Genomic DNA, 26,432 nt, shown 5'->3' with positions numbered 1-26,432 from the left:
TGCGTTACCTTGCGATAACATGGTTAACGGTTTTATACCATTTATTTGCAGCTTTTCGACAGACTTGAACAATAAAAGCCGATATTATCGTCCAAGTTAACGACTTTAACCCAGTTTTAACGTAACTTTTTTGCAAGTTAGTAATAAATTTTTTAGCATTAAATTCGAGACGTATAATAACCATATAATAACAAGGACATTCTCATGGCAGATCTCACCAAAGAGCAACATATTGAAAATATTAATAAAGTGATTGAAGGCGTCAAATATGCAATGATGACCACCATTACTGCCGACGAAAAACATTTACATGCGTGCCCAATGACCACCAATAAAAATGAATTAGAAAATGGTAAAATTTGGTTCATCGGCGATCGCAAATCAGAAACTGTCAAAGACTTGGAAAAAAACCCACAAGTCAACTTATCTTATACCTCAAGCGACCAAAAAGACTTTGTATCTATCAATGGTACGGCTAAACTGGTTAATGACAAAGCCAAACTAGATGAGCTTTGGAGCCCAATTTATGCGGCGTTCTATGAAAAAGGTAAAGAAGATCCTAACGTGCAAGTGATTTGCATTGAATGTAACGGTGCGCAGTATTGGCTAAGCGGTAACACGGTGGTGGATATGTTTAAGATGGTATCAGCGGCTGTCCAAGAAGGTAAAACCGCAGAAAATCTGGGTGAAAACCATTCTGTGACTTTTTAATTATTGGCTTTAAAAAAATACAACCCCAGTTTTTAACTGGGGTTTTTTATGGTAAATTTTGAACTAACAATTTTTTAGAATAATCCATTTTTTTAACATCATCAGCTTTTTAAAGTCATTAGCTTTTTTTAAAGTTATCAATTAAGGCTGTTTTAGATAGGGCCATGCTGCTTTTAGATAAATAAACATTGACCATAACGTCAACACCACTGAAATGACCAATAGTAAATACCCCGTCATCTCAAGCGATTCCCAATTGAATAGTAACACCGTAATCGCCACCATTTGAAAAGTGGTTTTCATCTTGCCCACATATGACACTGCAACGCTGGTACGATTGCCCAGTTCTGCCATCCACTCACGCAAGGCAGAGACGGCAATCTCCCGTGAGATGATAACAATTGCTGAAATCGCCATGACAATGTCAGGATGCCACTGCACCAAAATAATTAGCGCGGCAGCAACCATCAACTTATCCGCCACAGGGTCAAGAAACCGCCCAAATGCCGATGTCATATTGAGCTTGCGGGCAAAGTAGCCATCTAACCAATCGGTAATTGCCGCCAAAATAAATACAGCCGTCAATAAAAAGTGGCGTAGTAGGCTATCACTAAACTGATACATGCCTATATTGGCAATTGCATTGTCACTAATGGCGCTCTGTCCAATCCCCATCGCAGGCGGCCAATAAGCAATCGCCACAAACAGTGGAATCATCACGATGCGCGCAATGGTCAAGTTGTTGGGCAAGTTAAAAATACTGCCCGAGGCAACAGGGGGATGGGCTGTCTCGTCAGTCACTGGCTTATCAGTCATGGGATTTTTCATTCATTCTTGTTGTAGGGCGCGGCGTAACGCTAATTTTAGTTGAAATAATTATAACGGTTCTCAAAGCAATGTCATTATTTTTTGCCAATAGTGCTTGTTTTTGTCATATTTTTCAACAATTAAGCCACTTTACCGTATTGATTTTATGGTATTTTTTACTAAATATGTCATTGTATAAAAAACACTTCAAAAGTAACAGGGTGTAATTAGCTAGTCAAAAATTTAGACCTTTATTGTTATCATAACGTCCGACAACAATAATAAGAATTATTTCACTATTAGCAAATTTTGCTATTGTTAGGTTTCTTGAAAGTTGATTATTTTGCACCCAATTTATTAATCATAGCGTATCAACTTGCGTATTTTTTTATCAATTTTTTATTAATATAGTACTTGGACAATTTTGATAAACCGCGTTCATTGTCAAAAATTTTCAGACCTTTAACACTTACTTGTGCTTTTCCTCAGCCCATTGCTCACCTCCTGCAATGGGTTTTTTTTATAGCTTAAGCTTTAAAATGATTGGATGTTGCAATTTATCGCATTTTTTAAGTTGGTGCTAGAGCCAGCGGTTGGGGTCTACCTAAGCGTCAAAAATTTGCCAGCATTTTCAGCCCTGCAATGACTAATACAAGAGATAATAATTTATTGAGCATGGGGTCGGCAAGGCGTTTGCTACCATAAGTTGCGCCAATAAAACCCCCTACACACACCGCTACAAGCCAGATTGGTAGTTGATTTGGCAGTTTCGCCCCTGTCGATAACACACCAAACAAGCCTGAAATTGAATTCACCAAAATAAACCCCGACGCTACGCCTGCGACAACTTTAGGGCTTGCCCAACGGTTAAATAATAAAATTGGACTTAAAAACACACCACCGCCCACCCCCGTCAATCCCGACAGCAACCCTAAAACCGCCCCCACGATTGCCAAAAACCATTTTGACACCTGTTTTAATGGTTGCTCGCTGGTGAGTTTTTTGGCAAAAATAAATGAATAAATGGCCGAAAAAATCAGTACCATCCCAACAATCGGCTTATATAAATGACTGGGCAAATGGGTCATCCCCCCGATAAACGCCATCGGTATCGCAGTTATAGCAAGGGGAATAAAAATTTGCCAAGAAAAGTTTTTTGCGGAATAAAATCGCCAAAATGCAATGATGGACACCAAAATATTAAGACATAGCGCAGTAGGTTTCATCATACTTGGCGCAACGCCGACTAACCCCATCATCGCAAGATAGCCCGATGCACCGCCATGCCCGACTGATGAATAGAGCAAGGCAGAAATAAAAAACAGCACGCTTAATAGGGTAGTTGTCATTGCTTGTTAACCATTACTAGAGTATTAACCATTATTAGAAAGCCACAGACTCTCAGTGCTGTCGGCATAAAATTCTTGTTTCCACACAGGGATATCCGCTTTAATCGCATCTAGTAGCCAACGACACGCATCAAATGCAGGATAACGGTGGGCAGCCACCACCCCAATCCACACCGCCATCTCACCAATCGCAAGGTCGCCAACACGGTGTATGGCAATGGCGTTTTCGATATCAAACTGGGCTTTGGCTTGTTCAACCAGTTTTTTGCCTTGATTGAGTGCCAGTTGCTCGTAGCCGTAATAAGTGAGTTTGCTAACAGGGCGAGCGTTATTGTGATTACGTACCCAGCCTTCAAATGTCGCTAACGCCCCGCAAGTATCGCTCATTAAAGCGTGTTTAAGCCGTCTGTCGTCAATGGCTCGGTCAGTCAATGCAAAGCCGCTAGTAATCACGATTTGGTAGGCTTGGTCTTCACTGATGCTAATGGTGGCTGAGCCTTTATGCAATGCGTTCATGGTTTTCTCTGTATATTTTTTAAAGGACGTATGCGATATTTAACCGCCCGCCACAGGCGGAATAAAGGCGATGATATCGCCATCTTGGAGCGGCGTTTGCCAGTTGGCAATGTGGTGATTGATTGCCACGGCAAGTTTGGTTGGGGCGAGTTTAAAACCGTATTGTGCGCTTAACGTTTGGTAAAGCTCGGTCAAGTTATCACCGTCAAAGCGGATTGTTTCTTCGTCTTTCCCTGCTTGTTCAGCAAGGCTTGCAAAGTATAAGATGGCTAAATTTTTCTCAGACGCGCTAGGTGTTGGCATAGTCGGATTTGCCTCCTGTTTTGGTGAGTAACTTGATATCGCTGATGGTAATGTCGTGAGATAATGCTTTGGTCATGTCATAAATCGTTAGGCAAGCCACCGACACAGCAGTTAAGGCTTCCATTTCCACGCCTGTTTTGTGGGTAACTTTGACGGTGGCAGTGACGTGGATTGAGCAGTTGTTATCATCATACTCAAAGCCGATTTTTACCCCGTCGAGTGGCAGCTGGTGGCAAAGCGGAATCAGCTCGTGGGTGCGTTTGCTTGCCATGACCCCTGCGATATGCGCGGTCTGGGTGATTGAGCCTTTTTTGGTGATACCGTCGGCGGATTTTATCACTTGGTAACTGTCGCTAGGGAAAATGACTTGCCCTACAGCGGTGGCGGTGCGTTGGGTTATCGCTTTGCCCGACACATCGACCATGGCGATATCGCCGTGTGCGTCTAAATGTGTCAGGTCTAAGGGCGTTAATTGTGTTGTCATGTTTTGGATTTTCACCCCTCAAATGTGGCACAACATTATAGCGACGTGTACGCTTATCAAGCTGCGTTTGAATGATTAAATTTGCCTATTTTATATTTTAAAAATCACTCGTCATCGATTAACCGCCAATCATCGACAAATTCGCCATGATACCACTGTCGTTTTGCTTGAGTAAATGATGCTCGGGCTTAATCGGCATTAAGCTTTGCAAGGCATGAACCAATCCATCGACATCGCCATTTGCCAAAAACGCTCGCACATCATAACTGCCATTATCAAACAAACACAAATGTACTTTGCCTTGGCTACTCACTCGCAGGCGATTACAACTGTCGCAGAACTGCGGTGCATAAGGCTCAATCAGCCCAATGCCACCGACATAATCAGCATGGCGATATTCAATCGCAGGGCCTGCATCGCTCGCTCGACGTTGGGATTGCCAACCATTTTGTAATAAAAAATCTTTGATACGCTGACCACTGCTATGTTGGGCAAAAAACAAAGCTTTATTATCCGAGGTTTGCATAAACTCAATAAAACGGTAAGTGACAGGACGATTTTTGACAAAACTTAACACAGATTGCAAGTTATCAAAGGCGGTGTCTGCCATCAAAATACCGTTGAGTTTTAGCTTAATATCGGTGGTTGCTAGCAATGTATCGATGTCTTGTAACAGCGTTGGCAATATATCAAAGCCGGTGATTTGTTTAAAAATGGTGGGGTCAAAGCTGTCGATACTGATGTTAAGCTGATTTAGCCCTGCTGTTTGCCAGGCGGATAAATGCTTGGCAAGCCGATAGCCGTTGGAGCTAACCGCCACTGTTTGGATGCCTTGGGTCTGCTTGGCAAGTTCGATGATGCGCGGTAAATCTTGTCGAATCGATGGCTCACCCCCCGTCAGCCGCACTTTGGTGGTACCTAGTTTGGCAAAGGCTTGTATTAAAACATCGATTTCGGATACAGAAAGCTCGTTGTCAGGGCGTTTACCCGCGTTGGCAGTATAGCCATCGGGCAGACAGTAATGACAGCGAAAGTTGCAGAAATCGGTAATCGACAGGCGTAAATAACTTAACTGGCGATGAAAATTGTCCACCAAATTTAATGAAGAATGCTGCGGAGTCATCGTTAGCTAAAATTCCAACTAAACGGCTGCACCGTCACTATTTCGCCTGCTTTTACCCCTGCATTGTCTTGGGGTAATACAAGCAAGCAATTGGCGTGGCTAAGCTGTTTTACACGGTGGGAGTCTTGGGCAGATAAAGGGGTTACGCTAAAACTGCCGTCTTCATGTTGGCAAAAAACCGCTCGCTGATAATCTTGGCGTCCTGCTCGCTTTTTGATGTCGTGGGTGGTTTTAGCAAACAATTGCAGCGGTTTTGGGATGTCTGATTGTATCACGCCCGATAGTTGCCACAGCGCAGGTTGGACAAAATTAAGGCAGCATACCACGGTAGATAGCGGATTACCGGGCAACCCAAAATACATGACCGTTTTTTTATCTTGCGCAAATTCCCCAAATATAAAGGGTTTACCTGGTTTCATTGCCACTTTGTAATGGTGAATTTTACCAAGCGCCTGAATAACTTGGGTTAAAAAATCATAATCGCCCACCGATACACCCGCCGTAGAAATAATCACATCACATTCGGCTATCGCTTGCTGAACAGTACAGCGAGTGGTCTCAAGGTTGTCAGGGACAATGCCATAATCTTGAATCGCAATCGGCAACTGCTTTAATAACGCTTTTAGCGTGGGCGTGTTGGAATTATAAATTTGGGCGAGCGTTGCCAGCGGTTGCCCCACATCAGCCAGCTCATCGCCGGTGGCAATAATACCAACCGTGAGTGGCTGAAATACCGGAACGCTATCCACGCCCAAATTGGCAAGTAAGCTGATATCACTGGGGTTTAGGCGTTTACCAATCGTTAAAACAGTTTCGCCTGCTTGCACTTCCTCGCCTTGGCGGCGAATATTTGCGCCTACCTTAGCGGTTTGGGTCAAGCGAATGTGATAGGCTTGGCTGTTATCCAAACTGGGCTGAATGTCGCTAAGGTTAGTGTCTTCCTGCATCACTACCGTGTCGCAGTCATTTGGCACCACCGCGCCGGTAAAAATTCGCACGCCTTGATTGGGTCGCAAACGACCGTTAAAAGGTTTACCTGCCCCCGATTCACCGATGATTTCAAGTTGGCTATCGTGGTCAAGATAGCTACCCATAGCTATCGCAAAACCATCCATGGATGATAGATTTTGACGGGGAATATCAAAGGATGCAGCAATATCTTGGGCTAAAATTTGGTTTTGCGCGTCTAACAAACCCACTGTTATTGTCTTTACTTCGCCCAGACGCGACGTTAAATAGTTCTCTAGGCGCTCATTAATCGCTTGTTTTAGTTCATTGACAGAAATCATCATTATCTCAATTAAAATGTTGGGTCGGCGCTAAAAGGTGATAGGCTGTTTTTAGCTGTTCAAATTGTTCTAAGGTATCAATATCTTGGCTTAAATGTGGCAGCAGTATCGGATAAAACTGATAAACCGTGCGGTCGGTAGGCGAAACGATAGCGGTTTGATGTTGCCATAACGCCCGAAAACCTTTATCGCCTTGCAACTGATGCCCAAATGCTTGCAAAAAACCCCAAGGTAAATTGACGGGAATCCCCCAAATTGGTTGATTGTTATCACCATACTCACTCACAATCAGCTGATTGTCCTCAACATTTTGGCTTAATAGCCTCAAATCATCGAGGGTTACCGCCACTTGGTCAACGGTCAAAAACAAAATCCGCATTGCAGCACTTACTGACTGTTGTTGTAATATTGTCATTGCATACTGAATCGATTGCGCCATCCCTGTTTGCGGCGTTGGATTATCGACGACTGTGACGGCAAATGGTGCAACTTCATTGTATAACGCTTTAGATATTGGGTTATCAAGTTTTGGCAAAACCACCAACACTTGATAAGGCTGCAATTGGCGTGCCAATTGAATTTTTTCAGCCAGCAAGGTTTGATGATTTTTTACAATCAGCTGTTTGGCAAAACCAAGACGCTGGCTCAATCCTGCCGCCAAAATCACCACGATTAAATTACTAGGCGTGACGCTCATGATATACCTGTTGAATTTGGGCAGTGATAGATAAAGCCACCGCTTCGGGCGTATCACCACCGAGCGCTAAACCCACAGGATAGAACAAATTAGCAGATTTCACCAGTTGATAACCATCGTCAATCTCACTAAGCAACTGCTCAGTACGATATGTGGGCCCTAATTGCCCAATAAAAAAAGGCGAGTTTTGGGCTTTAAAGGCTTGGCTGAGCCATACTCTGTCTTGACTCAGACTATGGGTCATTATCACCACAGCGGTCGGCTGCGGTGACTCAAAAAAAGTCTGTACAGACTCGGCTTTTTCAAGGGCAATCTGTACAAAATTGGCGTGAGCCTGCCCGCGACAACGGGTAATCACATCCAAACGACTATCAATCACCGTCACCTGCCAGCCTTGCAAATTTGCCATGGTCATCAAAGGTAAACAATCTTGCCCCGCGCCAAAAATTAATAATTGTAGCGGTGGTTGTAGCGTTTCTACAAAGATGCTCAGTTGTTGTGCTTGTTTTTGATAAACATGCAGCATAAAGCGACTCTTACGGCTGGCAGCGCTTTGATTAATCAATTGCCAATCTTGTTGACCCAATTGCGACAACTGCGTCAAGGGCAGATGTTGCCCAACTATAAACTCATCTGAGTTTGAGGTGATAACTGTACCCAGTGTTTGTGGCTGTTTTGTCTGTTTTAATTGCTGAAAACAGGCGAATAATACAGATTGTTCATTCAAAACCAGACGTTCAAATAATACTTGAATGACGCCTTGACAGCCGAGCCCAAAGCCTTCTTGCTCATCATTGGCATCAGCTACCTCATCTTGTGATAGCTGGCTATCGGTTGCGGTATGATAGGTTTTGAGCGTTGCCCCATCTCGCGTTAGCCAAAAGGCTCGCTGAACCAAGTGCTTTTCAAGACAACCGCCACTCACCATGCCTATGGATTGACCATCGGCTAAAATCAACATTCTGGCGCCAGGTTGCCGATAGGCTGACCCTTCGACACTCACCACGGTGGCTAGTACCGCTTCACTGTTGGGCGGTAACTGCTCAAGGGTAGCAAAAATATCAAACAAGTGGTTCATAGCAAATGACAGTGTACCCGATTACAGTAATGGCAACTGGTACAGCAGTTTATCCAAGGTAATGGGATAGTCTCGTACTCTAACGCCTGTGGCATTAAAGATCGCATTGGCAATGGCTGCCCCTGCCCCTGATAATGCCAATTCGCCTATACCCTTGCTATGGAGCGGATTGGCATAGGGGTCAGTTTCGGGTAACATTATTACCTCTAAGTCAGGCACATCAGCATTCACACACACCTGATACTCGGCTAAATCGTGATTACATAGACGACCGTCACGTTTGTCATGGTGAATTTGCTCCATCAAGGCAGCCCCTATACCAAACACCATACCACCAAAACACTGCGAGCGCGCTGTTTTTTCGTTTAAGATACGCCCTGCGGCAAATGTGCCTAGCATACGGCGAACCCGAATTTCACCGGTTACCCGGTGTACCCCGACTTCAGCGAACTGTGCGCCATAGCCTGCATGACGGTATTCTTTTTTGGTTTTACCAGGTTCGATTTCACCATTAGCTACCAAGCCATGAGGGGCATATTGCTGCAAAAAACTGCTCAGCGGTAACTGGGTATCGACTTGTTCCCAATCGAGTACATTATCTTGGTGGTCCACAGAGACCTCAGAATTAAGCCCTGTTTTTTCCGCTAGTTTATCCAACGTATCGGTTAACGTATGGTTAATTTTTTCGCCAATTTTTTCAGCTAGGCTAGGGTCATGCTCAAATTGTCTATATACATTGCCTTGTTTAAAGCCAATGCTATCGGCATGCAGTCCCACACTCTGGGCAATCTTTTCTCGTAGCGCTTCACACGCCAGATAAATAGAACTACCAGCGCTTGATGCTCCCCAGCTACCGCCTGAGCCTGAAGCAGGGGGCAAATCGGTATCGCCAAGTTTGACCTCGACATGGTCAATCGGTAAGCCCAGCATATCGGCAACCACTTGCGCAAAAATAGTATAGCTACCTGTACCGATATCAGTCATGTCAGTTTCGATACGAGCCAAGACCCCAAGCGGTTTGTCAGAGGGCAACAGGCTCACACGGGCTTGCGAGGGTTTTAATTCGTTGCTACGGGCGGCACACGCCATCCCATAGCCAATCAGCCAATCGCCATCGAGGCGACTCGCGGGCGTTTGTGGGCGTTTATCCCATCCAAAGTCTTTTGCTCCTTGCTCCATACACGCTAGCAATTTTCGGGTGCTGTAGGGAATTTTTTTGCTTGGGTCTTCGCTCGGTTCATTGCGTTTTCGCAGTTCGATTGGGCACAGCTTCAGTGCATGCGCCAGTTCGTCCATGGCACATTCGAGTGCCAACTGACCCACCGCTTCGCCAGGGGCACGCATAGAACCTGTTAAGGTAAAATTCATGCGCGCCATTTCGTATTTGATTTGGCGATTGTCACCGCCATACAAAAAGTGGGTAGAAACCGCCACTGGCTCAAAAAACGTTTCTGAAGGTAAATTGGTGACAATGCTATTATGAATAATGGTATGGATTTTACCATCTTTATCCGCCCCCAATGCTACTCGTTGTTCGGTGTTGGTGCGTCTCACGGTAGTTTCCATGACTTGCGGTCGGGTCATGTTCACAAGTACGGGGCGTTTTAAGTCTTTAGCCGCAATGGCTGCCATCACCGACTCGGGTGAAATACCCAGTTTTGAGCCAAACCCGCCACCAACATATGGCGATAGCAAACGGACATCGTCTTCGGGCATATCTAAGGCTTTGGCAAGTTGTATTTTGGAAGAGGCAAGCATTTGGTTAGAGGTATGAAGGGTTAGCTTACCCTCAAACCAACGCGCCAACGAACTGTGTGGTTCCATCGGCATATTACTTTGGCTTGGTGTGGTATAAGTCACATCGACTTTGACTTCTGCTTGCTCAAGCGCTTTTTCAGGTTTGCCAATGTCGTCACTTTTATCGGTTACCCAATCGATAAATTGGGTGTGCTTTTTTTGCTTGTTAAAGTCAAAATGCCCATGTTTTTCATCATTTTCATAGTCAATCTGTAACGCCTTCGCGCCTTCTTGAGCCGCTTCTAGGGTTTCTGCGACCACCAAGGCAATGGGCTGTCCATGATAAAAAACCTCACTTGCCCCTTGCACAGGTGCCATTTTGACACCCCCTTGTTGCGGGTTGCGTAAAAACAGGGGGTCATGAAACACCCCAATCACACCTGCAACTTGTAAGGCGGTATCTTTATGTACTTTTTTTACCTTGCCTTTACCAATGGTTGCGCCGACCATCACCCCATGACACAAGTCGTCAAATTGGTGCTCAGCAGTATATGTGGCTTTGCCTGCGACTTTTAGGTGTCCTTCGATACGGCTCAGTGGTTTGCCAACGAGTTTACTATCGGTCGTATCTAGCCGTGACTCGACAGGCTTGTCCATGGTCATTTTTTTTTCAAGGGGCGATTCGCCAAAAATTTGTGTTAGGCTCATGCACTCACTCCACTACTTAAAGGACTTGATTGATTGGGTTGTTGTAACGCCCGCTGCACAACATGGTGTAAAAGACGCTGTACTAGCACGGTCTTGTATTCGGTTTGTTCATCGGTTTTTGCGTCTTTGAATAGGGTCGCCACGGCAAGCTCAATACTCACGGCATCGCCCGTGCTGCCGATCAATATTTTTTCAATGTCGGTAGTTCGCCACGGCTGACTGCCAATACCGCCAAATGCAAGTCGCACATTGGTGAGTGTGTCATTATCATGCTCAATCACGGCAGCGACGGACACTAAAGCAAAGGCATATGAGGCACGGTCACGCACTTTGTCATAACTATGCACACCTTTTAAAGGTGGCGGTAGAATGATATGGGTAATTAAATCACCTAAATTCAAACAAGTTTCAATATGGGGGGTTTGCTCAGGTAAGCGATAAAATTCAGAAATAGGCACTTGGCGGGTTTGCCCGTCGGCTTGCTGGATAACAATGACGGCATCGAGTAATCGCATTGCCACCGCCATATCTGATGGATGGGTGGCAATACACTGCTCGCTCGTGCCTAAAATTGCTAAGTTTTGATGAAGACCTGCTTTTGCCCCGCAGCCAGAATTGGGCTCACGCTTATTACACGGACTATCAGGCTGATAAAAATAATAACAACGGGTGCGCTGTAGTAGATTGCCACCGGTACTGGCTTTGTTACGCAGTTGCGGCGATGCACCCGACAACAAGGCACGGGCAAGCACCGCATAATCTTGACGAATAACAGGGTGAGCCGCTAATTCACTATTACTAACCATAGCGCCGATTTTTAACCCACCTTCTGGCGTGGCTTCAATTGTATTAAGCGGCAAACGTGAAATATCAATCAGCTGTGTTGGCTGTTCGATTTCGAGTTTCATCAAGTCAAGTAAATTGGTACCCCCAGCGATAAAAAACGGACGCTGCGCCTCAGCCAAATCCCCCTCAGCTAAAGTGGCTATTTTGATGGCGTCATCCACTGAGTTGGCGCGCTGATAATCAAAAGTTTTCATAGCGACACTCCTGTAGCCTGAGCAGCTGCTGTCTGAGTGGCTACGTTATCTGTTTCTGCCGAAAAACCTGTTTCTTGTAATACTTGTTTAATCGCTCGCACGATGTTGGGATATGCCGAGCAGCGACAAATATTGCCACTCATACGCTCAGAGATTTCCTTATCCAATTGTTGTTTAAATTGCGCTGTATCGTTTGATAAAGGCTGCATCAAATCCGCCGACACATGACTTGCCCAGTTTTGGCGGAGCTCTTCAATCATCGCTTTGGTCGAGCAAATTTGCCCAGGGGTACAATACCCACATTGAAAGGCGTCATGTTCCAAAAACGCTTGTTGAATCGGGTCAAGCGCTTCAGGTGAGCCAATGCCTTCAATGGTTTCGATGCTATCGCCTTCGTGCATGACCGCTAGGGTCAGACAGCTGTTGACCCGCTGACCGTTAATCAGCATGGTACACGCGCCACACTGACCGTGGTCACAGCCTTTTTTGCTGCCAGTCAAGCCAAGATGGTTGCGACAGACATCCAGCACCGTGGTGCGTACATCTAGATTCGTCAACGTGTGTTGTTGCTGATTGATAGTAAGTGTTAAGGATTGTGGCATAAAGTTGCTTCTCGTCTAGTTGTTATGGATTTATTTTTAAGTGTCTTATCTAAGATTAACGCATGTTATCAAACTCATTTCTAAAAATTCGCTACGCCTTGCCTACGCAAGGACGATACTAACATTAGAAGGGTTTGTTATTTTTGCGTATGTAGCCATCCCGTTTTTTTGGCAATTTTTTTTTGGTAGTTTCTTTTGCTAATTTTTTTACTAGTTTTTTTGCCAGTCTATTTTGCTAGGTAATTGATTTTATTTTATTTTATTTTTTTAATCAGCTTTTGTATGTTTATCCGTGTAAAAGTCTCAATAAGCAATTTAGCTTTTATAAAATTTTGATGGTATAAGCTTGGATGTTGTTAGCCTTGTTGACACTCGCCTATTTTGTACCAAACAATTTATTAACATGGTATTAACTAGGTAATTTTTTTATCATTATCGTGACTAAAATTGTGACTGCAGAGTTTTATATACCGCATAGACTGTCAACGATTGTCAGACCTTCCCCACTACTTCCTAGTTTTGTGCCGCTCATTGCTCACCGCTTGCCATGATTTTTTGCCTCTGTCATCGCAAAATACGCCGCTGTGTTATCACTTTGGAGGATTCATGCGATTTTTTGCAAAAAAGACTGTATTTTTCAAAAAAAAAGGGTATTATGCCCCCATAAATTTTGAACGTTATATTGTTAGGTCTTGGGTGCAGTGTCATGGCATTTTGGGGTTTTGCGGTATAACGTTTTTGTTTTGGTGTTAGTCATCCTGACTGATATTTTATTCACAAGTTCGAGAAAGATAGCCACAAGCAAATTTTCTTAAACCCTTATCTGAGATGGTAATCCGATATGAGCGTTCACACCCCTGTACACCCTATTTCTCATGCCACTAACGAATATTACTTAACTCGTCAAAGCACGATGGAATCTAATGTTCGTAGTTATCCCCGCAAACTACCGCTAGCTATAGCTAAAGCCCAAGGTATTTGGGTCACCGATGTTGAAGGCAATGATTACCTTGATTGCCTAGCCGGTGCTGGTACATTAGCCTTGGGTCACAATCATCCAGCCGTCAAACAAGCCTTATACGATGTGTTAGAAAGTGGTCTGCCACTGCACACCCTAGATATCACTACACCTGTCAAAGATGCATTTACCGAATCCTTACTGTCTTTTTTCCCAAAAGATTTTGTATTGCAATTTTGTGGTCCGACCGGTGCTGACGGTACAGAAGCGGCAATTAAATTAGCAAAAACTTATACAGGGCGTGACAACGTTATCGCATTTAGCGGTGGTTATCACGGTATGACCCATGGCGCGCTTGCCATGACTGGCAATCTGTCTGCTAAAGAGAAAGTTGGCAATTTGATGCCAGGGGTACAGTTTATGCCCTATCCGCATGAATACCGCTGCCCACTTGGTCTAGGGGGTGAAGCGGGTGTTGATGCGCTGACTTACTACTTTGAAAACTTTATTGAGGATGTTGAAAGCGGCGTGGTCAAACCTGCAGCGGTCATCCTAGAAGCGATTCAAGGGGAAGGCGGTGTTGTCCCTGCGCCCAAAAAATGGCTACAAAAAATCCGTGAAGTGACCGCTAAGCATGATATCGTATTGATTTTGGATGAAGTGCAAGCTGGGTTTGCGCGCTCAGGCAAAATGTTTGCCTTTGAACATGCCGACATCGTGCCTGACGTGGTGGTGATGAGTAAAGCGGTCGGGGGTGGCTTGCCACTATGCGTACTTGCCATCAACAAAAAATTCGACGCATGGGCGCCAGCCGGTCATACCGGTACTTTCCGTGGCAATCAGCTAGCGATGGCAGCATCGATTCAAGTATTGGATGAAATCCGCAGCAAAAACTTGGCAGAAAATGCGCGCATCCGTGGTGAATTCTTGCGTGATGAACTCAGAAAAATCGCCCAAGAATTTCCTTGTATCGGTAACGTGCGCGGTCGCGGCTTGATGACCGGTATTGAGATTGTCGATGAGCGTAAACCTGCTGACCGTATCGGCTCGTATCCTGCTGATATTGACATGGCAAACGCGATTCAAAGAGCGTGTTTTGACAACAAGTTACTGCTGGAAAAAGGCGGTCGTGGCGGTACAGTGATTCGCTTGCTTTGCCCGATTAACATCACGCAAGAAGAATGTGATGCGGTGCTTGAACGCTTTAAAAAGGCAGTGGCTGAAGCCGTGCAAAAAGTACGTGGGTAATTGATTATTGCCTATCAAGACGGTAAAGTTACTGACGTGGCTTTGCCGTTTTTATTATCTGTTTATTTCATTTATTTCATTTTGAGTAAAATATGGAAACCAATGTCGCCAAGACCGAACGCCTGATTCGAGAAATCAATCGGATTCATGGTGAGTATTCACAAGATTATTTCGAAACAGGCAAGGTACCAAAAATCAATCTATCACATACGCTCAAAACCGTCCCTATTGAGCCTATCTTGTCATATCGGCTTAATTTGCATGAAGCGATTAATGATTATTTGGCATTTGCCGATACCCAAAATATCGATTTTTTTTACCGCGTTAAAACGGCTGAAAGTATCTATGACAAAGTCAATCGCTATTTGGCACGACAAAACCAGTACCCGGTCAATAATATTTTAAATGATATTTTTGGTGCTCGGATAATTTTGCCATCGGCTGATGTGACAGACATTATGGAAAAACTGGATGATTGGAAAACAGATTACAGCCTAAAAAATTGGTATTTACGTGATATCGACGGGTATATCGGTGTGCATGTGTATTTTAAAAATGCAAGCAATTTTTATTATCCGTGGGAACTGCAAATTTGGGATAAAAACGATGCCAAAGCCAATATTGTAAATCATCAACTGTATAAGCGTAATTTTGTAAAATAAATTAACCATTTGCTCGTATCACTCTGTTTAATGACAATTTATAGTTAACTCTATCTTAAAAAATGCAAGGACTTACCATGTCAAACTTATCACAGCACCGCCAAGCGTTATTTTGTAATGACAGCCAATCCATTGCCGATTACCAAAAAAATATGAACACTGCGGTGCAAGCCGTCACCGATTGGCTCAAAAACGACAAAATGTACACCGGCGGTAGTATCAAGCAGCTGCGCGCTGAGATTGCTTTTCAACCTTCTAAAGAAGGCTTAGGCTTAGAAGAAGCATTAAAACGCTCAGTCGAATTATTCCTTAATAAAAGCCTAAAAGTGCATCACCCACATTCGCTCGCTCACTTGCACTGCCCAACGATGGTGACCAGTCAAATCGCCGAAGTGCTGATAAATGCCACCAACCAATCGATGGACTCTTGGGATCAAAGCCCAGCAGGGTCACTGATGGAAGTGCAACTGATTGATTGGCTACGTCAAAAAGTCGGTTTTGGTAGCGGCCAAGCGGGCGTATTCACCTCAGGTGGTACCCAATCCAACTTGATGGGCGTGTTACTCGCCCGTGATTGGTGTATCGCTAAAAACTATAAAAATGACGATGGGTCAGAATGGTCCGTACAGCGTGATGGTATCCCAGCCGATGCCATGCAAAAAGTGAAAGTCCTCTGCTCAGAAAACGCGCATTTTAGCGTGCAAAAAAACATGGCAATGATGGGCATGGGGTTTCAATCGGTGGTCACTGTGCCAGTCAATGACCAAGCGCAGATGGATGTTGCCGCACTTGAACACACCATGGCGCAATTGAAAGCCGAAGGCAAAATCATCGCCTGTGTGGTCGCTACCGCAGGCACTACCGACGCGGGCGCGATTGACCCAATCCCTGCGATTCGTAAGCTTACTCATGAGTACGGTGCATGGCTTCATATTGATGCCGCTTGGGGCGGTGCGCTGATTTTATCGAATAACTACCGCGATAAACTTACAGGCATTGAGCAAGCCGACTCTATCACCCTTGACTTCCACAAACATTACTTCCAAAGTATCTCTTGCGGGGCATTTCTGCTCAAAGATGAAGCCAACTATCGCTTCATGCATTATGAAGCTGAGTATTTAAACTCTGCATATGACGAGGAACATGGCGTACCCAACCTAGTCTCTAAGTCGCTACAAACCACGCGCCGTTTTGATGCGCTAAAATTATGGCTCACGGTGGAAGCCTTGGGCGAAGAATTATACGGCTCGATGATTGACCATGGCGTTGATTTGACCCGCGACGTCGCTGATTACATCAAGGCGACTGATGGACTTGAATTGTTGGTAGAGCCACAGTTTGCCTCCGTGCTATTTCGCGTGGTACCCAAAGACTACCCGGCTGAGTTGATTGATAGCTTAAACCAAAATGTCGCCGATGAGCTATTTGCCAAAGGTGAAGCCAATATCGGCGTGACGCGCGTCAGTTACCAAAAGCAAGGGGATGCTCACCAAGATGTGCAATCGCTTAAAATGACCACGTTAAGCCCCATCGCGACGCTTGACAATGTCAAAGCCTTATTGGCTCAAGTGTTGGCGCAAGCCGATGACATCAAAGACCGTATTATCACAGGGGATTATCAGCCTGCGATTGATTGATAAGCACAAAAAAACCGATTCCTTGGCGAATCGGTTTTTTTATTGTAGCACTAACACTGACTGTAATTGACCGTCACATCCAGCGTCGGAATCAGATTTGACTGGGCGGCAAAATCCTCATCTAGGACATTGATAGCAAGCCCGCCCATTGCGGTTTCTTTATATTTTGACATCATATCTCTGCCTGTCTCTTTCATGGTTTTGATGGCTTTATCAAGCGATACCACATGCTGCCCATTGCCTTTAAGCGCAAGCCTTGAGGCATTAATCGCTTTTACTGCCGCCATGGCATTGCGTTCAATACAAGGTACTTGCACCAACCCTGCAATCGGGTCACACGTCATGCCAAGGTGATGTTCGATGCCAATTTCGGCAGCATTGGCACATTGTGCAGGACTACCACCAAGCACATAGGTTAACCCTGCCGCCGCCATCGCACACGCCGACCCGACTTCCCCTTGACAGCCCACTTCTGCGCCTGAGATGCTGGCATTTTCTTTGATAATGATGCCAATCGCCGCAGCAGTTAGCAGAAAATCATGTAACCCTTGCAGCGTATAACTTGGACAAAAATCTCGATAATAATGCATAACCGCAGGTATCACGCCTGCCGCACCATTGGTGGGAGCAGTCACCACACGTCCGCCACTGGCGTTTTCTTCATTAACTGCCAACGCATAAAGATTTACCCAATCCATTACGGCAAGGGCATCATTAAACGCTTTTCGGCTATCGGCAGCGGATAACTGCTGATAAATCGCCTTGGCGCGGCGCTGTACTTGTAAGCCCCCTGGCAAAATACCATCGTGGCGACAACCATCATTGACACAGTCTTGCATGACTTGCCAAATGTCGTTAAGCCCACCCAGCAGCTCATCTTCACTCAAGTTAGCCAGTTCATTGGCTCGAACGACTTGGGCGATTGACAGTTGATTGTGTTGGCAAATTTGTAATAATTCTTTGGCGTTGTTAAAGGGATAAGGTACCGGTTTTTTGACGCTTTCAATCACCGGTTCTTTTGCTTGGGCTTCTTGCTCAGTCTGCACGAACCCGCCGCCGATTGAATAATACGTATTTTGGTAAACAATTTCATTGCCTGTAAAAGCAGTGATAGTCAAAGCATTGGGATGATGGGGCAGCGATACCCTACCATTTAGGATTAAATCTTTGTCAGCAACAAAGTTAATCTCATGCTGCTGATTTAGAGACAGCGTGTTTTGCGCTTGGATATCGGCAATTTTTTGTGAAATAGCGGTGACATCCGTCGTCTGTGGTTGCTCCCCCATCAAACCTAGCATCACCGCTATATCACTACCGTGCCCTTTACCGGTCGCACCAAGCGAACCAAACAGCTCGACTTGCACCCTATCCACCTGCGTCAGTAGCTGCTGCTGTGATAATGCGCTAACGAACAGATTCGCCGCTTTCATCGGTCCGACGGTATGCGAACTTGAAGGTCCAATCCCAATTTTAAATAAATCAAAAATACTGATCACTGATAAATCCTATATGCCAATCAGTTGAAAAATTCAATTATGTTGTATTCATTGTGCTAGATAATCACGGATTGCCCATCTGTGTCAATGTGCTATCGAAAAGTTTATCAAATGATAGATGATGGATGATAGATACTTGCTACACGCATCGCAAATTTGGCAAATAACCGTTGGCAAGGATTAATCTGCTAACGATTCACTTTCTTTACTCGCTAATAAAAGTAGCAGCAATAAACAAACCAAGAAAATCATTATGAGCGCCAGAAGATACACGTTGACATACGCCAGTGGCACGCCCATTTGGTTCAGCATCACCGACGCATTCATCCCCGAGGTGCTAGGTAACACCCAGCGCAAATACTGCAGGGGCTCAGGTAGCATTTGATACGGCCATGAAATCCCTGAGACAAACAGCATCGGCATTGAACTTGCGACCAAGATTTGCATCGCCCGTTCTCGCGCCCCAAACCACACCCCAAGTAGACAGCCCAGCGCCGTTACCGCGGGGAAAAACAGGGCAAGCAGTACCAGTGAACCCGTCAGATTTTGGTTACGGATATAATCATTGTTGGAAAATACCCAGCCATAATAAAAACAGCCGAGCACAAAACCAAAACACGCTAAGCCCAATATTCGCGCAAGCCACGTTTTCATCGAAGCGCGGTGCATGTCTTGCTCTGCCCAAGTACCCACTAGCATTGCTGTGCCCATCAAAAACATCTGCTGCAGAATCAATATCGCAACCGCAGGGACAATGTAGCTGCCATAGCCTTCGGTACGGTTGTATAACGGATTAATCGCCAGCGCAACCGGGGAAATATTGTTTTTGGCAACGGTGATATCTTGCCCGATGGCGACATTTTTTTGGACTTTCGCCCCGGCGGACACGGTGCCGATGACTTCTAAAAACCCCGTTTGTACTTGTTTATTGAGCAAAAAATAGTTACCGTTGGCAAGGATACTCACCTTGGCAGGTTGTCCTGTGGTCACTTTTTGATACAGCCCTGAGGGTATCACCATGTAGCCTGCAATCTTGCCTTGCCACATCAGCTGCTTGGCACTGTTTTCATCATTTACAATGGTGCTTTGGATGCGTGGATTGGCTTGGGCGTAGCTGATAATGGTCTGCGATAGACTTGAATGGTCATAATCCACCACTGCCACAGGGACATGACGCACCACTTCTTTTGAATACGGCCACGGATAAAAAAAGCCATAAATAATCGGGGCTATCAGTAGCATACTGAGCACCCCTTTGTCTTGAAATACGCTGCGCCATACATGCAAAACTTGCAGCAAAAAACCGCGCTCCCAAATGTTTGCAGATTTGCTTACGTTGACTTTGCTGGGCGTTGTCTGGGTGGGCATCAGCGTTGCCCCCATTTTTCAGGCTTCAACAAGGCCTTTTTGGTCAACAAGGCGGCTACCAACAAGGTAATCATGACGGCAATAAAAAATCCGATAAAGCTGCTATAGGCAAACGATGGCGGTGCGCCCATTTGTAATTGGGCGGTTTGCAAGTTGAGATAATGGGTTAATGGCAGCGCATTTGCCCAATGCTGCGCGGCAGGACTCATCGCCAAAAATGGAAACGTCACCCCTGAAAAAGCAAATGACGGCGCGGAGATAAATCCGGTAAATGACAAGCCTTGACGATACGAAAACGTGCCTACTGTGACAATCACCCCAAGCCAAAACGACACCATCATAAACATTAAAAATATCAGATAAGTAATCGCCACAGACGCCAAACGTATGGGGAAAATTTGCATCACCAACGTCAACGCCACCGCTGCCCAAAGCGTATAGGCAAACATCGCCCAAATTAGTTTGCCATTGAGCCCTGCGATAATCAGCGATAGTTTGGGTTTTTCGTGCCCCAGTGTCACAGGATGGTTAGGATTAAAGGGGCGGTTAAAGGCGTGGTTACTGGCATGGCTACTGGCAAATTTGGGGGATGTTAGCGACTGGTACCATTCACCTAGCGTCTTGTCGACCAGCTCTCGCCCAACAGTTGACGCGCCAATCACCATCGACAAAATATGTAGTAAGGCTGGTACCACCGTGACCGCCAAAAATTGCTGATAATTATTGGCAGTATTAAACAGTGCCACACTTTGCGATTGTATCGGTGCATAACTGGTTTTGGTCAGGGTGACATCTTCGCCAATGGCAACTCGCCGCTGCATCTCTGCCCCTGCCGAAAAGGTAGTGACTGCTGTCTGTACCGCTTTTTGTATCATGCCTGAATGCGTGCCATACTGGGCATTGACATTGAGTAGTAAGCGCGAGGTTTTGCCAGCCAGTAGATTGGTTGAAAAATTCTCTGGGATTTCAACCACCGCCATGACATCGGTAGTCTCGATAGCTTGCTGGGCGGCAGCGGCACTGTGAAGACTTTTGACCACAGCAACCTCAGGCGTCGCATCAATATAACGGATAATCGTCGCAGATTGCGCGGAGTGGTCATTGTCTATGACCGCAATCGGAATCCCGACTGCCATGCCTTTGCTAAAAATCCACCAGACCAAAAATATCAATACGATGGGCATCCAAAACATCAAGGAAAAATCCCAGCGATTTTGCACCAAAAAATCCCATTCACGGCGCGCACTGTACCAAAACGCCGCAAAGAATTGCACAAAACCTGAGCGGTTATCAAACTGCGCATGACGCTCATGGTCACTAGCACCAGTGCTGGCACTAGCACGGTTACTGTCACTGGCATTTGGCACAGCGGACGATGTCGGTGACGGTTTAGAGCCCTTGTTTGATGTCAGTTTTGATGTCTGTTTTGATGTCGATTTTGATGCCATAGTTGACTTCATTGTGTCTGGGTTGGCTGCTGGCTTGCCGGTATATCAACCAATACGGTCATGCCCTGTCTTAGGCGTGTATCTGACTGGCTCGGACGCGCACGAATCTCAAAGGTACGCATATCAAAGCCGTCTTTGCTGTTGGTGGGGCGCCACGTGGCAAAATCTGATAGCACGGAACTTGCGTACACTTTAAACACTTGGCGGTAAGGCTGATTGTTGACCGATAACGCAGGAACCGTACCGCTAAATTCACTACCGACTGCAAAATGGTTTAGGTTATTTTCGGTAACGTTAAGCACCACCCATTGGTCTTTGGGGTCGACAATGGTCATCAGTGGTACGCCCTGTCCAACCACTTGACCTGGTTTGACAATCACGTTGTCCACGATACCGGCAATCGGGCTTTTAAGATTGGCTTCTTCTTTGGCAACCATCGCTTCTTTAAGCTTGCCTTCTACTTGGCTGACTTGCGCTTGCGCGGCGGTTTTATCTTCACTGCGCGCGCCCGTTTTGGCTAACTCATATTGGGCTTTGGCAATTTTGGCTTTATCGACACTGGCGACATAGTTGGTATAGGCTTCGTCACGTTTTTGCCGTGACATCAAGCCTTCTGCTGCGAGTCGGTTGATACGCTCATAGGTGACTTTAGCAAGGTCAGCCGCGGATTGGGCAGCATCGTACTGATATTTTGCCATTTCAATCTCTTGCGGTCTTGCGCCATTGTTGGCTTTGTCCAGTTGGCTTTGGGCTAACTCTTTGCCTGCTTGTGCTTCTTCGACCTTGGCATTAATCTCTGGGCTATCCATATCAATTAGGCGTGTGCCGACGCTAATTTCATCGCCTTCTTTAACATAAATATTGGCAATACGACCGGCAACTTTGGCAGCGACGGGCGTTTGCTTTACTTCCATATGCCCTTGGATGGTCACAGGCTCGCTGCGCGTTTCGCGCTTGTCTTTGATTAGCCCCCATGCGACCAGTCCAATCAGCCCAAGGATAATCAAGGCTATAATGATGGTGCGAATTTTACTGGGTTTTTTGGTAGGCGGCATGTAATGGCTATCCGACGTAGCGGCTGACAGGCTGTCCTCTGCGTGCGGCTCATCGGCAGCTTGAGCGTTGATCGCTGCATTAGCATTATCCGCAGCGCTGTCCAAAGTGTTGTCTTTAGCGTTGTCTTTAGCGTTGTCCATCGCATTGTCTGGTGTTGGGTTTTGTGGATCAGCCATACGGTAAGCCTACTGGTGAAATAAAGACACGGGTTGAAATAATTGATTAGTTCTTACGATGTTCAAAATAAATCGCGGGTAGCTTGACGTCCGCTGCCTGCATATAACGGTTAAACTCTAGCGGCGTACCGCAGCTTTGCATCAAGTCTGCCATTGCCTGCACATAATCATTTGCCGCTTTGGCTTGCTCGGTTTTGGCTTTTTCCAAATTGGCTTCGGCTTGCATCACTTCTACGGCCGTGTTGACGCCTTCTTTAAAACCAAGCTGACGAAAGCGCAGCATCTCACTGGCAAGCTCAATATTGGTATTTAAGGCAATAAAATTATCGCGTGCATTGTTGACTGTTTGCCAATTTTTTTCTACCAATAACATAATATTATCATTGACATCCACTTGGCTAAATTCGGCTTGGTGCAGCTTGGCAAGGCTAGATTGGGTGCTAATGCGGCGATCTACCCCACCCCACAATTTCCAGTTGGCAGACACCCCGGCAATCCAATTTGGGTCAGCGTCGATTTCCGAGCGACCAAAGACGGTGACATTGGGTTTGTAGGCGGATTCACTAAATTCATGTAGCGCTTTGGCTTGGTTGTATTTGGCGGCCACCTTATCAAAACCTGGGTGATGCATTTTAGCCTGCTGCTGAAAATAACTCAGTGGCGGCAACGGCTTGGTGGATACAAATAAAGGCGATGTTGGTTTGATAAAATACGGCGTGCGCAGTAACCGCTGTAGCGCGGTCATGGCAAGCTCAGCATCGTTCAGCGCTTTGCTATTTTCGTATTCAGCATCGGCTAAGGCTTTTTTGGCTTCCAAACGCTCGACTTTTGAAATCAGCCCCACATCGAGTGCGCGCTGTGCGGCATGGTCGGTGGCACGAATCGCATTGAGCGCATCGGCGCGTAGATACGCTGCCATGATGGCAAGCTGGGTTTGAAAATAGCGTTTGGTAAGCGTGGTGTATTGTTCATCCAGTGACAAGTCAGCATCGGCACGGCTTTCATCCGTCATACCATTGAGCAAACTGGTCACTGCTTCGGTTTTATGTCCGTTATAAGCAGACCACAGCACGGTGACATTTGCGCCTGTTCTATTTTTGTCGACATTGGCAGGGATGCTATTGGGAATCGGGTCGGTGATTAAACCACCGATATCTACTGCCGTAGTAGGCAGTGGCAAAGTGATGGGCAAATTGCCAATATTGTTATTGACTGCGTTGTCAATGGCTAGGTTGTTTTTAATGCCCGTGGTATCTACATTGTCATCCACATGTAAATGCGTGGCACTGGCACCCAGATACACAATCGGTTTGTTTAAGCCTTTGGTTGACTCAGCTCGTAGCTCATTACTCACGATTGCCGCATTGTCTGCCGCGACTTTGGGTGATACTTTAACTAGGTACTGCTGCGCTTGTGCCAGTGTCAAATTACTGGGCACATCTAGGCCATAACTTGGCGGATAAGGCACCCCATTATTGATAGTAGGATCGTAGCTGAGCCCAGCTACTTTGCCACCTTTGACTTCATTGGCGCGGGTCGCGGTTTTTTTCGATGGCGTGTCTGCTGATGGTGCGTCCGTGACAGGGCTAGCATTGAGTACAGGCTCAGGATTGGGCGGGGTATTGATTACCGGCGTAAACTCTGCGATGTCGCCACTGGTACTGGGCTGCAATCTGCTAGTGGGCTTTATAGTTGCCGCTGCTGGTGTGGTTTTAGCCGATGTTTTAACAGAATTTTTAGCCGATGTTTTAGCTGATGTTTTAACAGGCGGCTTGTTAGCATTTTTAGTGGGACTACTGGTCGTTTTGGTGGTTTTTGTCGTGGTCGTGGTTTTTGTTGTAGTTTTTGTCGGGGTCGTTTTGGTAGTGCTGGGTTTGTTGACCGTGGTCGCGGCAGTCGCAGCATCGGCGGCCAAAGACAAGGACAAATTCAACGAAACCATTGCCACCGTAAACGCAGACAGGGTAAGCACGCGTGATAGTGGCTGCAGAGGATGGCTTACTGGGTAAGTCGATGGTTTGATGGATTGATGTAATTTCATACGACTCGCTAATAACTTGCCTATGGCTTTGCCGCAACATAACAACCCCGCAAGCCGTCAATTACCCTAGTAATTGATGCGGTCGTCGTTATGATGCCCGTATTACCAAAAAACTGTCTTATTAAATAATGCCTAATTAAATAATAATGAAATACCAAAGTGAGCACTAACTGTCATTTTGTATATTAACTAAAGTATAAGATTGTAAAAAGAAAAAAATGACCCGTCAATCTACACTTGTCATATTAACAATATTGTAGTTTTTTTAATAATATGGCTCATTAAGCCTCACATCATTACTGTTTATTTTTATTTAACAAAGTAAAAATATTTCTCAATCCAAGTAGTCACACAAATCAAACAAGTTAGCCTACCGCTATCGTTTAGGCATGCTAAAATTCTTAAAAAACCCTCGTTGTTTTTAATGCAGTTACTTTTACCAAGTTATTTTTGCCAAGCTACTTTCACTAAATTACTTTTACCAAATAAGTACCGCACTTAGCTACAATCCCAATTTAAAAAATAGTGAAATCGCTGAAGACCTTCGACTAAGTAATCCAGTTAAACTTATACCCTAATGATGAATCAACTCGCTCAAATCCCCCTTGCCCAACGTGTCCGCCCAAAGTCGCTTGACGAGGTGATCGGACAAACCCATTTGCTCGGCGCCAACGCACCGATTCGTCGTATCGTTGAGCAAGGTTACTTGCCATCGATTATTTTGCATGGGGAAGCAGGCATCGGCAAAACCACCCTAGCCATGCTATTAGCCGATGCAGTAGGTCGTCCTTTTCGCCCGCTCTCGGCTATCAATGCAGGGGTCAAAGAGCTGCGTGAAGTACTGACAAAAGATGACGGCTTGTTTGGCGAGCCGCCGGTGGTATTTGTCGATGAGATTCATCGGTTTAACAAAGCCCAGCAAGATGCACTCCTCGGCGCGGTTGAGTCAGGGGACATTACTTTAATTGGTGCGACCACCGAAAACCCCTCGTTTAGTGTCAACAATGCGCTATTGTCTCGTTGCCAAGTGTATCGGCTCAACCCCTTGAGCGAAGATGAAATCAGCCAAGTACTACAACGTGCCATTGAAGATGATGCAGTTTTTAAACAATTTAAGATTGAAATACAATCAAGCCAAGCGATTTTTGCGCTATCGCAAGGCGATGCGCGTAAGGCGTTGAATTTACTTGAACTTGCCATTCAATCAAGCCCCAATTTTAAGCAAGGCAGCCAATCACCGATTGTGGTGACTGATGACAGTGTCATCGCGGTCGCAGGTGCAAGCCTGGTACGCTACGACAAATCAGGTGATGGCCATTATGACCTAGTATCAGCGATGATTAAATCAGTCCGCGGCAGTGACGCTGATGCGGCATTGTATTGGATGGCGCGGATGCTGACAGCGGGCGAAGACCCTGCCTTTATTGCGCGGCGGTTGGTGATTTTGGCAAGTGAAGATATCGGACTTGCCAATCCCAATGCGTTACTACTTGCCGATACTGCCTTGCGAAGCGTGCAAAGCATCGGTATGCCTGAAGCGCGGATTATTTTGGGGCAAGTGGTGGTGTATTTGGCGACATCGCCGAAGTCCAATTCTAGTTATCAGGCGATCAATAAAGCGATGCGGCTGGCTGAAAATGACCAATCGCCTGTACCGCTACATTTGCGTAATGGCGTCACCAAGCTGATGCGCGCCGAAGGTTATGGCGCCAATTATATCTATCCGCATGACTACCCCAACCATTACCACCCCCAGCAGTATCTGCCTGATAACTTGCTGGGCACACGGTTGTTTGACTTTGCTGATAATGCCAAAGAACAGCAAACCTATGCCTTTATACAGTGGTTAAAAAGCAGCGGCTAAAGGGCAGTCTTTGAAAAGCGGCGATTAAAGCGCG

22 protein-coding genes are annotated in these 26,432 nt (G+C 45.7%); 5 read left to right on the top strand and 17 right to left on the bottom strand.

Features of this window, described 5'->3' with window-relative positions:
- The first annotated feature begins 204 nt into the window (after positions 1 to 204).
- Positions 205 to 711: a pyridoxamine 5'-phosphate oxidase family protein gene (locus tag RTN07_RS07785; protein ID WP_050325211.1), complete on the top strand. Its 507-nt coding sequence runs from the start codon at positions 205 to 207 to the stop codon at positions 709 to 711.
- Positions 712 to 852: 141 nt separating this feature from the next.
- Here the strand turns inward: RTN07_RS07785 and pgsA are convergent, their stop codons facing one another.
- The 12 genes from pgsA to RTN07_RS07725 all read right to left on the bottom strand — a co-directional run bounded on the left by pgsA (position 853) and on the right by RTN07_RS07725 (position 12,444).
- Complete coding sequence (gene pgsA, locus RTN07_RS07780; RefSeq protein WP_312177169.1) at positions 853 to 1,527, bottom strand: CDP-diacylglycerol--glycerol-3-phosphate 3-phosphatidyltransferase; 675 nt, start codon at positions 1,525 to 1,527, stop codon at positions 853 to 855.
- Between the two features lie 602 nt (positions 1,528 to 2,129).
- Complete coding sequence (locus RTN07_RS07775; protein ID WP_076775362.1) at positions 2,130 to 2,867, bottom strand: sulfite exporter TauE/SafE family protein; 738 nt, start codon at positions 2,865 to 2,867, stop codon at positions 2,130 to 2,132.
- Positions 2,868 to 2,891: 24 nt separating this feature from the next.
- Complete coding sequence (locus tag RTN07_RS07770) at positions 2,892 to 3,383, bottom strand: molybdenum cofactor biosynthesis protein MoaE (protein WP_312177165.1); 492 nt, start codon at positions 3,381 to 3,383, stop codon at positions 2,892 to 2,894.
- A 39-nt stretch (positions 3,384 to 3,422) separates the two neighbouring features.
- Complete coding sequence (gene moaD, locus RTN07_RS07765) at positions 3,423 to 3,686, bottom strand: molybdopterin converting factor subunit 1 (protein ID WP_007117364.1); 264 nt, start codon at positions 3,684 to 3,686, stop codon at positions 3,423 to 3,425.
- A complete protein-coding gene (gene moaC / locus RTN07_RS07760; protein WP_040404340.1) occupies positions 3,673 to 4,170 on the bottom strand; it encodes a cyclic pyranopterin monophosphate synthase MoaC in 498 nt (165 codons plus the stop codon). Before moaC ends, moaD begins: the two co-directional genes overlap by 14 nt.
- A 118-nt stretch (positions 4,171 to 4,288) precedes the next feature.
- The gene (gene moaA / locus RTN07_RS07755) at positions 4,289 to 5,293 is read right to left on the bottom strand and encodes a GTP 3',8-cyclase MoaA (protein WP_312177160.1); all 1,005 of its coding nucleotides are present in this window, start codon (positions 5,291 to 5,293) and stop codon (positions 4,289 to 4,291) included.
- A 2-nt stretch (positions 5,294 to 5,295) separates the two neighbouring features.
- Positions 5,296 to 6,582 (bottom strand): molybdopterin molybdotransferase MoeA, encoded by a 1,287-nt coding sequence (locus RTN07_RS07750; RefSeq protein WP_312177224.1) that lies wholly within the window; start codon positions 6,580 to 6,582, stop codon positions 5,296 to 5,298.
- A 7-nt stretch (positions 6,583 to 6,589) separates the two neighbouring features.
- The gene (locus RTN07_RS07745; protein WP_007117368.1) at positions 6,590 to 7,279 is read right to left on the bottom strand and encodes a nucleotidyltransferase family protein; all 690 of its coding nucleotides are present in this window, start codon (positions 7,277 to 7,279) and stop codon (positions 6,590 to 6,592) included.
- The gene (locus RTN07_RS07740; RefSeq protein WP_312177156.1) at positions 7,263 to 8,357 is read right to left on the bottom strand and encodes an XdhC family protein; all 1,095 of its coding nucleotides are present in this window, start codon (positions 8,355 to 8,357) and stop codon (positions 7,263 to 7,265) included. Before RTN07_RS07740 ends, RTN07_RS07745 begins: the two co-directional genes overlap by 17 nt.
- Before the next feature lie 21 nt (positions 8,358 to 8,378).
- Positions 8,379 to 10,802, bottom strand: a complete 2,424-nt coding sequence (locus RTN07_RS07735; RefSeq protein ID WP_312177154.1) for a xanthine dehydrogenase family protein molybdopterin-binding subunit — start codon at positions 10,800 to 10,802, stop codon at positions 8,379 to 8,381.
- Positions 10,799 to 11,842, bottom strand: coding sequence for an FAD binding domain-containing protein (locus tag RTN07_RS07730; protein ID WP_312177152.1), 1,044 nt, complete (start codon positions 11,840 to 11,842; stop codon positions 10,799 to 10,801). The genes RTN07_RS07735 and RTN07_RS07730 overlap by 4 nt, the downstream gene beginning before the upstream one ends.
- Entirely contained in the window at positions 11,839 to 12,444 is a 606-nt protein-coding gene (locus tag RTN07_RS07725) for a 2Fe-2S iron-sulfur cluster-binding protein (RefSeq protein WP_312177151.1), read from the bottom strand. Before RTN07_RS07725 ends, RTN07_RS07730 begins: the two co-directional genes overlap by 4 nt.
- An 841-nt stretch (positions 12,445 to 13,285) precedes the next feature.
- Here RTN07_RS07725 and RTN07_RS07720 point away from each other — a divergent pair.
- The 3 genes from RTN07_RS07720 (at position 13,286) to RTN07_RS07710 (ending at position 16,949) form a co-directional block, all read left to right on the top strand.
- The gene (locus RTN07_RS07720; protein WP_312177149.1) at positions 13,286 to 14,650 is read left to right on the top strand and encodes a diaminobutyrate--2-oxoglutarate transaminase; all 1,365 of its coding nucleotides are present in this window, start codon (positions 13,286 to 13,288) and stop codon (positions 14,648 to 14,650) included.
- A gap of 92 nt (positions 14,651 to 14,742) precedes the next feature.
- Positions 14,743 to 15,312 (top strand): nucleotidyltransferase family protein, encoded by a 570-nt coding sequence (locus RTN07_RS07715; protein WP_312177146.1) that lies wholly within the window; start codon positions 14,743 to 14,745, stop codon positions 15,310 to 15,312.
- 77 nt (positions 15,313 to 15,389) lie between these two features.
- The gene (locus tag RTN07_RS07710) at positions 15,390 to 16,949 is read left to right on the top strand and encodes a pyridoxal phosphate-dependent decarboxylase family protein (RefSeq protein ID WP_312177144.1); all 1,560 of its coding nucleotides are present in this window, start codon (positions 15,390 to 15,392) and stop codon (positions 16,947 to 16,949) included.
- A 50-nt stretch (positions 16,950 to 16,999) separates the two neighbouring features.
- Here the strand turns inward: RTN07_RS07710 and RTN07_RS07705 are convergent, their stop codons facing one another.
- The 5 genes from RTN07_RS07705 to RTN07_RS07685 form a co-directional block, all read right to left on the bottom strand.
- Positions 17,000 to 18,445: an L-serine ammonia-lyase gene (locus RTN07_RS07705; protein WP_312177142.1), complete on the bottom strand. Its 1,446-nt coding sequence runs from the start codon at positions 18,443 to 18,445 to the stop codon at positions 17,000 to 17,002.
- 180 nt (positions 18,446 to 18,625) lie between these two features.
- On the bottom strand, positions 18,626 to 19,813 hold the full coding sequence (locus RTN07_RS07700) for an ABC transporter permease (RefSeq protein ID WP_312177141.1): 1,188 nt from the start codon (positions 19,811 to 19,813) through the stop codon (positions 18,626 to 18,628).
- Complete coding sequence (locus RTN07_RS07695; RefSeq protein WP_312177139.1) at positions 19,813 to 21,261, bottom strand: ABC transporter permease; 1,449 nt, start codon at positions 21,259 to 21,261, stop codon at positions 19,813 to 19,815. The genes RTN07_RS07700 and RTN07_RS07695 overlap by 1 nt, the downstream gene beginning before the upstream one ends.
- Before the next feature lie 8 nt (positions 21,262 to 21,269).
- Positions 21,270 to 22,493, bottom strand: a complete 1,224-nt coding sequence (locus tag RTN07_RS07690; protein ID WP_312177137.1) for an HlyD family secretion protein — start codon at positions 22,491 to 22,493, stop codon at positions 21,270 to 21,272.
- 46 nt (positions 22,494 to 22,539) lie between these two features.
- Positions 22,540 to 24,534, bottom strand: coding sequence for a TolC family protein (locus tag RTN07_RS07685; protein ID WP_312177134.1), 1,995 nt, complete (start codon positions 24,532 to 24,534; stop codon positions 22,540 to 22,542).
- Positions 24,535 to 25,114: 580 nt separating this feature from the next.
- Between RTN07_RS07685 and RTN07_RS07680 the strand changes: the two genes are divergently transcribed.
- On the top strand, positions 25,115 to 26,398 hold the full coding sequence (locus tag RTN07_RS07680) for a replication-associated recombination protein A (RefSeq protein ID WP_312177132.1): 1,284 nt from the start codon (positions 25,115 to 25,117) through the stop codon (positions 26,396 to 26,398).
- Positions 26,399 to 26,432: the final 34 nt, after the last annotated feature.

Source organism: Moraxella sp. CTOTU46934 (assembly GCF_031979465.1).
GTDB lineage: Bacteria > Pseudomonadota > Gammaproteobacteria > Pseudomonadales > Moraxellaceae > Faucicola > Faucicola tetraodonis.
The sequence above is the reverse complement of the archived record's forward strand: the minus strand, read 5'-3'. Positions and strand labels throughout refer to the sequence as shown.